Annotated in this window: 9 protein-coding genes and 1 tRNA gene; 8 read left to right on the plus strand and 2 right to left on the minus strand. The window is 27.0% G+C overall.

Going from position 1 to position 13,432, the window contains the following annotated elements; genetic code table 11:
• Positions 1–50: 50 nt before the first annotated feature.
• Both groL and efp read left to right on the plus strand, forming a co-directional pair.
• Positions 51–1,691 carry a chaperonin GroEL gene (groL, locus tag Bfest607_RS00365; protein ID WP_500838348.1) on the plus strand — a complete coding sequence of 547 codons (1,641 nt, stop codon included), beginning with the start codon at positions 51–53 and terminating at the stop codon, positions 1,689–1,691.
• Between the two features lie 217 nt (positions 1,692–1,908).
• Positions 1,909–2,484, plus strand: a complete 576-nt coding sequence (gene efp, locus Bfest607_RS00370; RefSeq protein WP_500838349.1) for an elongation factor P — start codon at positions 1,909–1,911, stop codon at positions 2,482–2,484.
• 71 nt (positions 2,485–2,555) lie between these two features.
• Here the strand turns inward: efp and mscM are convergent, their stop codons facing one another.
• Entirely contained in the window at positions 2,556–5,879 is a 3,324-nt protein-coding gene (gene mscM / locus Bfest607_RS00375) for a miniconductance mechanosensitive channel MscM (RefSeq protein ID WP_500838350.1), read from the minus strand.
• Positions 5,880–6,090: 211 nt separating this feature from the next.
• Positions 6,091–6,996 (minus strand): archaetidylserine decarboxylase, encoded by a 906-nt coding sequence (gene asd, locus Bfest607_RS00380; RefSeq protein ID WP_500838351.1) that lies wholly within the window; start codon positions 6,994–6,996, stop codon positions 6,091–6,093.
• 567 nt (positions 6,997–7,563) lie between these two features.
• Between asd and orn the strand changes: the two genes are divergently transcribed.
• From orn to hflX, 6 genes are all read left to right on the plus strand, one after another.
• Positions 7,564–8,112 carry an oligoribonuclease gene (orn, locus tag Bfest607_RS00385; protein WP_500838352.1) on the plus strand — a complete coding sequence of 183 codons (549 nt, stop codon included), beginning with the start codon at positions 7,564–7,566 and terminating at the stop codon, positions 8,110–8,112.
• Positions 8,113–8,308: 196 nt separating this feature from the next.
• A tRNA-Gly gene (locus Bfest607_RS00390) sits at positions 8,309–8,382 on the plus strand.
• Positions 8,383–8,590: 208 nt separating this feature from the next.
• A complete protein-coding gene (tsaE, locus tag Bfest607_RS00395; RefSeq protein ID WP_500838353.1) occupies positions 8,591–9,091 on the plus strand; it encodes a tRNA (adenosine(37)-N6)-threonylcarbamoyltransferase complex ATPase subunit type 1 TsaE in 501 nt (166 codons plus the stop codon).
• A complete protein-coding gene (locus Bfest607_RS00400) occupies positions 9,048–10,427 on the plus strand; it encodes an N-acetylmuramoyl-L-alanine amidase (protein WP_500838354.1) in 1,380 nt (459 codons plus the stop codon). The genes tsaE and Bfest607_RS00400 overlap by 44 nt, the downstream gene beginning before the upstream one ends.
• Positions 10,428–10,630: 203 nt before the next feature.
• A complete protein-coding gene (gene miaA, locus Bfest607_RS00405; protein WP_500838355.1) occupies positions 10,631–11,593 on the plus strand; it encodes a tRNA (adenosine(37)-N6)-dimethylallyltransferase MiaA in 963 nt (320 codons plus the stop codon).
• Positions 11,594–12,128: 535 nt separating this feature from the next.
• The gene (gene hflX, locus Bfest607_RS00410; RefSeq protein ID WP_500838356.1) at positions 12,129–13,406 is read left to right on the plus strand and encodes a ribosome rescue GTPase HflX; all 1,278 of its coding nucleotides are present in this window, start codon (positions 12,129–12,131) and stop codon (positions 13,404–13,406) included.
• The last annotated feature ends 26 nt before the right edge of the window (positions 13,407–13,432 follow it).

The following is a 13,432-nucleotide window of genomic DNA, read 5'->3' on the forward strand; positions in this document are numbered from 1 at the left end:
TTAGTGATTAACTTATTAATTTAACTAAAAATTTTTTAAGGGAAAATGAAATGGCAGCTAAAGATGTAAAATTTGGTAATGATGCTCGTGTTAAGATGCTTAGGGGAGTTAATGTTTTAGCCGATGCGGTAAAAGTTACATTGGGCCCGAAAGGTCGTAATGTAGTATTAGATAAGTCTTTTGGAGCTCCGGTAATCACTAAAGATGGTGTGTCTGTGGCACGAGAAATAGAATTAGAAGATAAATTTGAAAATATGGGGGCTCAAATGGTAAAGGAAGTAGCCTCTAAAGCAAACGATTCTGCTGGGGATGGCACTACAACTGCTACTGTATTAGCTCAATCTATAGTTAATGAAGGATTGAAAGCAGTTGCTGCTGGAATGAATCCAATGGATTTAAAGCGAGGAATAGATAAAGCAGTAGTAGCAGCGGTGGAAGAGTTAAAGAAATTATCTGTTCCGTGTTCCGATCCTAAAGCTATTGCTCAAGTAGGAACTATTTCTGCAAATTCTGATGAAACTGTAGGTAAATTAATAGCTCAGGCGATGGATAAAGTAGGTAAAGAAGGTGTTATTACCGTAGAAGAGGGATCTGGATTACAGGATGAATTAGATGTGGTTGAGGGAATGCAGTTTGATAGAGGATACCTTTCTCCTTATTTTGTAAATAAACCAGAAAGTGGAGCTGTTGAGTTAGAGCATCCTTTTATTTTATTAGCCGATAAAAAAATATCTAATATTAGAGAAATGTTACCTATATTGGAATCTGTGGCAAAAGCAGGAAAGCCTTTATTAATTATAGCTGAAGATGTTGAAGGAGAGGCTTTAGCCACTTTAGTAGTTAATAATATGCGTGGGATAGTAAAAGTTACTGCGGTAAAAGCACCTGGGTTTGGAGATAGACGTAAAGCCATGCTACAGGATATTGCCATCTTAACTGCAGGCACTGTAATTTCTGAAGAAATTGGATTGGAATTAGAAAAAGCAACATTAGATGATATGGGTCAAGCTAAGCGTGTGGTGATTACCAAGGACGCAACTACTATTATTGATGGAGTAGGAAATAAATCCGCAATAGATAGTCGTGTTGCTCAAATCAATCAGCAACGAGATGAAGCTACTTCTGATTACGACCGTGAAAAACTGCAAGAACGCGTAGCTAAATTAGCTGGAGGTGTTGCAGTAATAAAAGTGGGAGCCGCTACTGAAGTCGAAATGAAAGAGAAAAAAGCTAGAGTTGAAGACGCTTTGCACGCCACTAGAGCTGCTGTAGAAGAAGGTGTTGTTGCTGGTGGAGGTGTAGCTTTGATTAGAGTAGCTAATGCCATTAGAAATTTGTGTGGAGATAATGAAGACCAGAACGTTGGAATTAAAGTAGCAAGACGTGCTATGGAGGCTCCTTTGCGTCAAATCATGGCAAATGCCGGGGAAGAACCATCGGTAATAGCCAATAATGTTAGATCTGGAGAAGGAAATACAGGTTATAATGCTGCAACTGAGAAATATGGAAATATGATAGAGTTGGGTATTTTAGATCCTACCAAGGTGACTAGGTCTGCATTACAATATGCAGCTTCTATAGCCGGATTAATGATTACGACGGAATGTATGGTTACAGAGCTTCCTAAAGAAGATAAACCTGATTTAGGTGGAGCAAATCCTGGAGCTGGTGGTATGGGTGGCATGATGTAATGTTGGAATAGCTGATATATTTTTATTAAATATATTGTTACATATAAATAATAAAAGAAGAGTAAAGTGTGTTATGGAGTCTAACCAACCCAAACGTTTGCCACTCTGTATATTTTCTTTTCATACAGAGTGGCAAACGTTTGGGTTGGTTAGATAAAAAGAGAGAGTTAGATATTTATTTTCAAGTAAGTGGTAAGGTTATAAAAAAATTAAATTTATGGTATATTGTGGGATTAATGAGTTAAAAATTGGATTAAAAATAATTCAAAATAAAGAGCCATGTGTTATCATTGGAAATGAATGCATAAAACCTGGGAAAGGATTATCATTTAACAGAGTACGCTTAAAAAACATAATATCTGGAAAAATTTTAGAAAAAACATTAAAATCTGGGGAATATTTAGAATTAGCTGATGTTATTGAAACCAAATTAATATATGTATATAAAGACAGTAATTTATGGTATTTTATGGATGAAATCAATTTTGATCAAATTTCTATTCATTCAAGTGTAATAGGAGAATCCGAAAAATGGATGAAAGAACAATTGGTTTATTTTATTACTTTTTGGAATAACAATCCAGTTCTTGTTATACCTCCAGGTGTTATGTGTCTCCGAATTGTCAAAACAGGTCCAGTCATGAAGAGTGCTTCATCGTTGTCGACATCTGCTGGAAATAAATTAGCTACTTTAAGCACAGGAGCTGTAATAAAAGTTCCTTTTTTTATTAAATCTGGAGAGTTAATTAAAGTTAATACTAGTACAGGAACTTATGTTTCTAGAGTAAAATAATTATTTTTATAATAGTTTTATATGTTTAAAATTAGAATGTAATGATTTTTATACTTTGAGGTTTGGTTTTATTAGTATGTTGGTTTGATTTCATTAAAATGAGTAGTATTTTTAATATAAGAAGTTAAGTCAACAGCAGTTGTATGTTCTTTATATAAATAAATAGGAAAACACGGTAATTCTAAACCATTATCTTTGTAATATTTTATAATACTTGTGTTAATTTGATGACGTAAAGGAACTCTGGATTTTATATTTGCAGTGTATATTCGAATTTCAAAAATAGATAATCCTTGTTGAAAGTCTATTAAATATACTTCTGGGGGAGGGGTATCTAGAGATAAAGAGGAATTTTTTATTATTTTAGTAAGTACTTGTATCATTTTTTTTGTATCTATTTGTAATGGGGCAGGAATTCTAAAGATCACTCGAGTCATCGTATCCGAAAGTGACCAATTTATGAATTTTTTTGTAATAAATTCTTTATTTGGAACGATAATTTCTTTATGATCCCAATCGGTAAGTACTGTTGCTCGAATATTGATTTTAGTAACATTTCCAGTAAAATTATGAATAGTTATAGTATCTCCAATACGAATTGGTTTTTCAAATAAAATCATTAATCCAGAAATAAAATTTGCAAAAATCTCTTGTAATCCAAATCCTAATCCTACTCCTAATGCAGCAATTAACCATTGAATTTTTACCCATTCTATTCCTATTAGAGAAAATCCTACTAATCCACCTGATAACATTGAGATATATTTAGTTAATGTAATAATGGCATATTCTGTGCTTGGAGTGAAATTCAAGTATTGTAATAATGTTAATTCTAGAAAAGCTGGTAAATTTCTTACTGTTATTGTGGTAATTATAATTACCACAATAACAGTAAGAAATTTATTTAATGTTATAGGTTGAATATTTTCAATACCTTTAATGGTAGATTTGACATCCCATAGTGTAATATTTTCTAAAAAAGAAAACGCAAAACGTAATTCAGACCATAATAAAGTCATTAAAATTAAAGCTATTAAAGTAATAATAGATCTGATAAGTTGTAATGATTGTGTGCTTATAACTTCTAAATCTAAAGAGTTTTTATTGTTATTAATGAATTGTTCTTTTTTTATTAATTTTGTTCCTGAATTAGATTCATTATAATTTTCAGTGATTAATTGATTTTCTTGTTTTGTTTTAGATCGTTTAAACGCAATACGTCTACGTTGAATACCCATCCATCTTCGAATTAGATGATATATTATCAATAATAAAATCCAAATCAATAATGATGTTTCTAATCGAATCAATAATTCTTGAGCAACAAATAAGTAGCCAATTGCACAAGAAATAGCGGCAACAATTGGAGCAGCTATCATAATATTCCATAAAAATTGATTAATTATATTATCAGAAGAATCATATTTATTTAAATATAAAGGTAATCCCGAACGTTTCAAATTAGAAGTAAAATGTATTAAGTAAATGCACAATATAAAAAAGCATACTCGTCCTAAAGTATTAGAGAATTCTCTATTGTTATAATTATTAAATATAACTAAAGATGTTGTCAAGATTGTAATTGAAGTTACTGACCAAAAATAATTTTTAGAAAAGACTTGTTGAATTCTTTTTTTAGGCCATCCAAAATGAATGATAAATAATCCTTGGGGAGATGCAAAATAACTACTTATTATAAATATCCATAATATAAAAGCTGTAGCATGCATTCCATCTCCGATAGAAACGATGACTGGATACGGCCAAGCGTGGTTTAAGTTATATCCTATACTAATCCATAAAATTGGTATAGGCAAAGCTATAAACATAGAACTCCATATATTATGAAAAGTTATTAAAAAATTATCCTGATTAACTTTACCTACATATTTACTGGTTGTCTTTAAAAATTCATAATACCAACGGCGTGTTCCGAAATGCAGCCCCAATGACACTATAAAACAAAATATTGTTGGAGCTAATGTTTTAGGATTTGTTAAAATCATGCATAATGCAGATTTAATTTGATTATGAAAAATATTATTGGTTAGTAGTTTACATATATCTTGATATACATTTATTGGATAAGATATAGTGATAGGACAAATATCAGCCACCCAAAATAAGTAACGATGAGTAGCTTGTTGTACTGCTTGTAGGGAATCTTTAAGTTGATCATAAAGTAATTTTAGTTTTGTTAATTCAAGAATTTGGTTATCATAATTATTTAATAAAGATACAATTAATTCTTTTTGTATGTTTAATTGTTTTTCAAGGATATTTTTTTGGGTAAGTGTTAATTCTGATTCATCATCCTGTTTACTATTTAATATAATACTAGAAATTTTATTTATATAATTCTCATATTGTAATCGATTTGCTTTTAATTTAGCCATATCGTTATCTAATTGTTGAATTTTAGGTTTTTTAGGTAAATTAGCAACTTGAGAACGTAGTGTTTCTCCAAGAATTGGAGATTTATTTATCCATTGTGATTGTTCAACTAAATTATAAAAAACTTGATTTACTTGTAAAATATGAGTTTCAATTTCTCTTTGCCTTAAGATAATATTGTTCATATCTTGAGTGTGTTGAGTGATTAATAATGAGAGATCATGATTTATATATAATTGATTTTTTATAGATTTTGGTAATTCATCATGTTGTTCTTCTAAAATCTTTTCAGTATAAGCAATAGCCTGATCAGCTTCTTTATGACGAAGATAAATTAACTCATTTTTTAATATTTTTAATAAATTATTTGTATAATTATATTTTTTTTTTATTAATGCTATTTTTAATTTAACTAATTCTTTTCGGTTATTAGCACTTAATTGAGCTAATTCTAGTTCAACTAATTTTAATCGATTAGCGGAGCGTTCTGCTTGAAATGAAATAAATTTGGCATATTCTGTATCAGTGTTAGTAAACAAAATTTGTTGTTGTTCTAAATTATTTAATATATTTTTAATGGTAATTTGTTGTTGTGGTAGTAGTTTTAATGTTGCATAAATAGAATGTAATTGATCTTCTTCTTGCACAAGAAGTTCAGATAAATTTATTAATTGATTGTTAATTTGGAATATTTTTTGTTGTAATTCATGAATAGTTAGATTTTGATATATATTTGTTGGTTGTTCGTGTATGTTGTTGTATTCAGTTTGTAATTGTAGAATTATATATGAAAAGTTGTTTATAACATGTTGATATTCTTTAATTTTTTCATTGGATAATTTTTTTTCAGTAATAAAATATAAAGCAGATTTTAAAAGATCTATAGTAGTTTTTTGATTGTTATTAATATGGTTTAATTTTTCGATTTGTTGTAAATCTTTTTTAATTTTTTCTTCATCTAAAAGATCATAAGAAAATACCTTTGGGGCAAACAAACTCATATTTATATATATTATTGCAAAAAGTAAGGTAAGTGTATATTTTTTTAGGATCATGCTATAAATTGATAAATAGTGGTTATTAAATTGCATGTTATAAATACTATGAGGTAAATACAAACAGAACGTCAAGAAATCATTTTTAAAAATAAATGATTTCTTGACGTTCTGTTTGTATTATATGTTATGCTCTGCATATATTTCAATTATTTGTTTATGATAATCGTTTTCCTTGAGCTAAAGACATTCCAATTCTAGCAGTATCATTTTGTTTTAATTGATCATTTAAAAATATTGTATCGCCGTTAAATAGGTTAATAACAGTAGACCCCAACTTAAAAATACCCATTTCTTCTCCTTTAGGTAAGACAACTGATTCATTATTATTTTCGGAGGTAGTAATCATTTTCTTATTGTTGTTTAAAGGAGGATAGTGCCAATGTTTGACTATTCCTGTTCTAGGAGGAATAATTGTTCCACACCATGTAGTTTCAATACTACCAACCATTGCGGCTCCTACTAAAATTTGAGCCATATACCCAAATTTTGTGTCAAACAAACAAATTATTTTTTCATTTCTAGATAAAATATTAGGAATATTTTTAAAAATTTTAGGGTGTACAGAAAATAGTTCTCCTGGTATATACAATAATTCTCTTAATGTTCCAGTACAAGGCATATAAACTCGATGGCAGTTTTGAGGAGGTATATATATGATGCTAAAATTCCCATTTTTAAAATAATCTATTATTGTATCATGTCCTGCAAGTAATTCATCTAAATAATACGAACAGTTTTTAATTTTAAAAAGATGAGTATCATTAATTTTGCCGATTTGAGATATTATTCCATCTGCAGGTATTATTAAAGTATCTGGGTCTCTATTAATAGGACGAGAACTTATATCAAATTTTCTAGCAAAAAAGTCATTAAATGTTTCATAGTCATTTATGTTTGGGTTAGAGCATTCCTTTAGATCTATATTATAAAATTTAATAAATAACCTAATGGAGAATTGAGTTATTAGCCCCCCTTTTAAAGACGCTCCTAATCCTACTAAATAAGTAATCCATTTTTTTGGTAATAAATATTGCAGTATAACTTGTATTTTTTCGGACATATTATCATACCCTACTTAAGTATGAAGTTAATTTATATTAGTTTAATATAATTTTCAAGATATTCTTATTTAATTCAATTTTAGTTAACAAATTTCTTTTTAGAAAAAATTAAATTTTTGTGATATTAAGTTTTAATAATGAAATTCCATGTGTATATAATTCAACATGTTAAGTTATTTATAGTAATTAATATCAAAATTGTATTTTATCATAAAACAAACATAATGTGCTGTTTTATTTTGTACAAATAAAATGTTAATTTATTAAATAGCTTATATTTGGATTGTAGGTTTGAATAGGGTATTACTAGTAAATAATACTTATTTATATTAGTGGTGTTTATTGAAATACTTAATTGAATATTTTAAATAAATGTTTATTTTAGTTTAGCCAATTTTTTGGCATTAAAAGTAATTGAAAAAATGTTATGTATTATATATCATTAGCAATAATTTCAATTGTGTTTGATTTTTATTAAATTGTTTGATAATTAAGTTTGATTTTAGATGGTTTAGTGTGTTATTTAACATATATATGAATGCAATTAATTAGAATATATTTTGTTTATGGAAAAAAATTTAATTTGGATAGATTTAGAAATGACTGGATTAAATCCAGAAAAGGATCGTATTCTTGAAATAGCTACATTGATTACCGATAGTGAATTGAATGTTTTGTCGGAAGGGCCAAATTTAGTGATTAATCAAAATGATTTACAATTATCAGCAATGGATTCATGGAATATAAGTACTCATAATGCAAATGGTTTATTAAAAGAAGTTCGTTCTAGTAAGTTAAATGAATATGATGCATCTAGTTTAACTATAGAGTTTTTAAAAAACTGGATATCTTCTAAAAAATCCCCTATGTGTGGTAGTAGTATTGCTCAAGACCGTAGGTTTTTAATTAAATACATGCCTCAATTAGAGTCTTATTTTACTCATCGATATTTAGATGTTAGTACGATTAAAGAATTGATGATTAGATGGAGATTAGATTTAATGTCAGGATTAAAATTAAATAAAAAAACTCATCGTGCTTTGGAGGATATTCGAAGATCAATTGCAGAATTATTGTATTATCGTAAATATTTTATAAATTTCAGAAATAGTTAAGGCTTGAATATTAATTTTTATGTATATGAGTAAAAATTTAATTTTATTTTTATAGGTAGAAATTGTACTGATATATAGTGTATATTTTGGTCGCGTGTATTATTTTTGATAATAGTGTATAAGGAACAACAATAGTACGAGATGAAATGTTATCTTCATATAATATATGAATTCCTGTCGAATGCAATAAAAGTGAGCGGGAATAGCTCAGGTGGATAGAGCACAACCTTGCCAAGGTTGGGGTCGCGAGTTCAAATCTCGTTTCCCGCTTATACATGTGTTTGTTTTAATTATTGTATAATGATACATATGATATTAAATGATAATATATGTATAAATATTTATATGCATTAAGATTATTGGTTTTTAGTTGTTTTTTCTAATGAAAAATACAACTTTTACACATAAGTAAAAGTGTATTAATAACAATTAATAATTTAAAATTAATAAAATTATATTAATACAGTGTTAATTAATAATGAAACAATATGTGTTTGTTTTATCTGATAAGTCTCAAACTTTATTATTAGGAGCTGCTTTAGCTGAAGTTTGTTTGTTAAATTGTATTTTTTACTTGTATGGATGTATAGGATCTGGGAAAACTACTTTATGTAAGGGTTTTTTAAAATCTTTAGGATATAAAAAATATGTGAAAAGTCCGACATATACTTTAATTGAATCTTATTTTTTATCTAATAAACATGTTTATCATATAGACTTATATAGGTTACATTCAAAGGAAGAGCTAATAAGTACAGGTATTTATGATTGTTTTAACGGAAAATCTATATTATTAATAGAATGGCCAAAACCAGAAGTTCATATGTTGCCTGATCCAGATATTTCGATACATGTTAAGTATTGTAAAAATTATGAGAAGTCTCGAAAAGCAGTTATTACTGCTTTTAGTAGTCTTGGTCAAACAATAATAGATGATGCGTTATATACTGGAAGCTTTAAGTATGAAGTTAAAGTATAAAAAAATAATGTTTTTAATGCTAATCGTATTTAAATATTTATTTTTTAATATAATTTATGCCTCGACGGTATTTAATTCTATTTATATACAAAATAATACGCATCAATCTACAGTGATTATATATTGTAGTGTTGTTCCTATGTATACAATTTTTTATTTACATAATCCAGAAAGAATAGTTATAGATTTATTTAATATTTCAAATATACAAAAAAATGCATTTCCAGTAAATTGTAATAAAAACAATTTAATTAAATGTATTCGTACGAGTTCTGCTGTAAATGGAAATAGTACACGTATAGTTTGTGATTTAAATCATTTATCTGATATTAAGGCAGTAGTTCAAAAAAAAGTAGAAAAAAATTATCGAGTTATTTTAAAAATTTCAAAAAAAATACCAATTGAATCTTATTTGAATATGATGTACCATCATAGTACATGTAATAACTCTATTACACATCAAAAGTCGTGTGTTACTGTTTCTTCAAAACCAATAATAGGTAATAATACTAATTATCCAGTAAGAGGAATAATTAATAATAACAATATTAGCAATAATATTAAATGTTGTTCTAATAGTGGTGGTGATCAAGTTCAACAATCATTGCCTATTATTGTAGCTATTGATGCAGGTCATGGAGGTCAAGATCCAGGAGCTACAAGTTATTATGGAATTTACGAAAAAAATATTACCTTTAATATTGCAAAAAAATTAAAGAAATTATTAGATAGAGATTTAAGATTTAAAGCTGTTATGATTAGAAATGGGGATTATTTTTTATCAATTATGGATCGTTCTGATTTAGCTAGAAAAAAGAAAGCAAATATATTAATTTCTATTCATGCAGATTCTTCTACCAATTCTAATATTAAAGGAGCTTCAGTTTGGATTTTATCTAAAAATAGAGCTCATATAGAAACAATTCATTGGCTAAAATGTAAAGAAAAATATACAGAACTTTTAGGAGGAATTGGACAAATACTAAGTCATTATCAGAATGATCCATATTTTCGATATTTAATATTGGATTTACAGTTTTGTTATGCACAAAAGGCTGGATATGATATTGCAGTGCATATGTTACATCAGTTAAAAAATCTTGGGCTTTTGCATAAAAATACGCCTGAGTATTCCAGTTTTGGTGTATTACGATCTCCTGATATTCCATCTATTTTAGTAGAAACAGGGTTTATTAGTAATTTTAAAGAAGGTCAATTACTTTCAACTGATAAGTACCAAGAACAAATAGCACAAGCTTTGTATACAGGATTACGCTCATATTTTTTGTTTTCTCATCAGCAGCATCAAAAAAATAGAGTATCAAATTGTGTATGACACATATTTATTAAGAAAATGTATGAAATATTTCTAATACAAATAGAATAAATATGTTATTTAATTTAAAAATTAAATGTACTTTTATATGAAGTGATATATAACATATGATGTTTTAATACAGAATGATTGTGTAGTAAATAATTATATTAAAAATGTTTTAATTTTGAATCAATTAAAAATTGAAAATAATATTATTATAAATGAATGAAAATACCTCTTGTCCTCAAATTATTTTTTTGATGGGCCCTACAGCTTCTGGAAAAACAAATTTGGCTATTGCTCTGAAAAAAAGAAAATTAAAAATAAAAATTATTAGTGTAGATTCAGCTTTAGTATACAAAGATATGAATATCGGTACAGCCAAACCTTCTTTTTCTGAATTACAAATTGCTCCTCATAAACTTATAAATATTCGTGATCCATCTGATTGTTATTCCGTATCAGATTTTTATCATGATGCAGTCTTTGAAATAAAGGAAATTATTAGATCTGGCTATATCCCTTTGTTAGTAGGAGGGAGTATGTTATATTTCAAAGTTTTATTACAAGGGTTATTTCAATTACCAGGATCTGATCAAAATATTCGTGATAATTTAAAATGTATTGCTCAAAGAACAGGATGGATAAATATGTATAAAACACTTAAGTATATTGATCCAGAATCCTCTAGAACTATTCATTTTAACGATCATCATAGAATAATTAGAGCGCTAGAAATATTTTTAATTTCAGGTAAGACTTTAACAGAATTAAAGCATCAATCTACTTGTTATGTTTTAAAAAATAGGGTGTTGCAGTTTGCCGTGATGCCATCAAGCAGAAAAATTTTAAATGATAGAATTGAGCAACGTTTTTATAAAATGTTAGAAATGGGATTTGAACAGGAAGTAAGGGAGTTATTTTCTAGATCAAATTTACATAATAAAAAATTGAAATCATCAATTTCTTGTGTAGGTTATCGTCAAATGTGGCAGTATTTATTAGGTGAAATTGGATATAATAATATGGTATTTCAGAGTATTTCTGAAACTAGGAGAATAGCTAAACAACAACTTACATGGCTTCGAGCATGGCCTAATTTACACTGGATAAATAGTGATAATAAATCTAAAGCAGTTAATGATATATTAACAATATTGTATCAGAAATTTATTGATATATAAAATTTATTACAGTTAATTAATGTAGCCGTTTGTTTATAAAATTATTTTTTATGAAATAGAAGTAAAATTTTGAATAGTTTTGAATAAAGATCTATCTATATTTTATGTAAACTAATATTTTAAAAGATAGAAAAATATAAATATAATACATTTATAATAATAGGATTTTATAAATTAAGTTTATTTTTGTTTTCAAAAAATTAGTATTTGCAGTTAGATATAATATTCACTATAGTAAACCACTTTAATAATTATTAAGGTTATTTATGTTAATTGAAATAATTAATATGTGGAAATAATATTATGAGTAATGTTATACTGAACATAGTATTTAACTATGTATTAATATATATTATAAATGTAGTTATATCAATAAGAATTTTTAAAAAGGGAGTGATTGTTAATTGAGCACATTATTCTAATAATATATTAATAAATCAGATGAATAAAATGTTCTATATACAGAACAATAATGTATTTTTAAATTAATATTTAAGATGTATGTTTTATGTACGAATAGCGTTGTATAATTGATTTGAATAAATTTAATAATAAAGCTATATTAGTTTATGTGATGCTTTCTAAATCAGAGGATATAAATTGGAATATTGAGGAATGTTCGAATTTAGCGCGTTCTTCTGGAATTCAAGTGTCAGGCGTTCTGATTATTAAAAATTTAAGGGTAATTAATGTTAAATATTTTATTAGTAAAGGAAAAATATTAGAACTAGAATATATGGTTAAGAAACATTTAGCATCTATTGTGTTATTTAATTGCACTTTGTTTCCTAATCAAGAACGTAATTTATCGGAATTGTTATATTGCAAGATAGTAGATAGAAATCAATTAATTCTTAATATTTTTGCTGATAGAGCACGTACGTATGCAGGAAAGTTGCAAGTAAAATTAGCACAATTACGTTATTTAAACTCTCGTTTAACACATGAATGGAATCATTTAGAACGTCAAAGAGGTGGAATTGGAGTAAGAGGAGGTCCAGGAGAGATGCAATTAGAAAATGATCGTCGTTTATTAAATAAACGTATATTTCGAGTTTTATCAGATTTAAAAAAAATAGAAAATCAGAGAAAACAAAATAGGTATCGTCGAATTAAAGTTGGAATTCCTACTATTTCTTTAGTAGGATATACTAATGCTGGGAAATCTACATTATTTAATTCGATGACATTTTCAAATGTAGATACAGCTGAAAAATTATTTGTTACCCTTGATCCAACATTCAGGAGAGTTGTAAAAAAGAGAAAACCACATATGATATTAGTTGATACAGTAGGTTTTATTCAGAATTTACCAAAAGATTTAATAACTTCTTTTAAATCAACATTACAGGAAACATCAGAATCAGATCTATTATTACATGTGGTAGATGTATCTAGTAAAAAAATTGAACAAAATATTAATGTAGTTCATGATATTTTAAAAGAAATAAATGTTCAGAATATTCCTATTCTTTTAGTTATGAATAAAATTGATTTAATGGATAAAATAGAACCCCACATAGATCGAGATATTGATGGATATCCGATTCGAGTTTGGTTATCTGCTTATAATTATATAGGTATAAAATTGTTAAACCAAGTTATTGATGAAATATTGCCGAGTCATATGATATCACGAAAATTAATGATACCAATAAATAGTAGTTTGTATCAAGAGTTATATAAATTACAGGCAGTTAAAAAATTTTATTATGAAAATGAAAATATTGCAAAATTGAAAGTGCATTTATCTTTTAAAGATTGGAATTATTTAACAAAATATTACGGCTCTTTATCTAGTTATATTGTTTGAGTAATATAGTAATTTAAAATAAGGCA

It is taken from the genome of Candidatus Blochmannia festinatus (nom. nud.) (assembly GCF_059936355.1).

Coding starts and splice junctions, on each gene's coding strand:
- asd (WP_500838351.1), bottom strand. CDS start 6,996: ATGTCCGAAAAAATACAAGTTATACTGCAATATTTATTACCAAAAAAA.
- groL (WP_500838348.1), top strand. CDS start 51: ATGGCAGCTAAAGATGTAAAATTTGGTAATGATGCTCGTGTTAAGATG.
- efp (WP_500838349.1), top strand. CDS start 1,909: ATGGTATATTGTGGGATTAATGAGTTAAAAATTGGATTAAAAATAATT.
- mscM (WP_500838350.1), bottom strand. CDS start 5,879: ATGAGTTTGTTTGCCCCAAAGGTATTTTCTTATGATCTTTTAGATGAA.
- orn (WP_500838352.1), top strand. CDS start 7,564: ATGGAAAAAAATTTAATTTGGATAGATTTAGAAATGACTGGATTAAAT.
- tsaE (WP_500838353.1), top strand. CDS start 8,591: ATGAAACAATATGTGTTTGTTTTATCTGATAAGTCTCAAACTTTATTA.
- Bfest607_RS00400 (WP_500838354.1), top strand. CDS start 9,048: ATGCGTTATATACTGGAAGCTTTAAGTATGAAGTTAAAGTATAAAAAA.
- miaA (WP_500838355.1), top strand. CDS start 10,631: ATGAATGAAAATACCTCTTGTCCTCAAATTATTTTTTTGATGGGCCCT.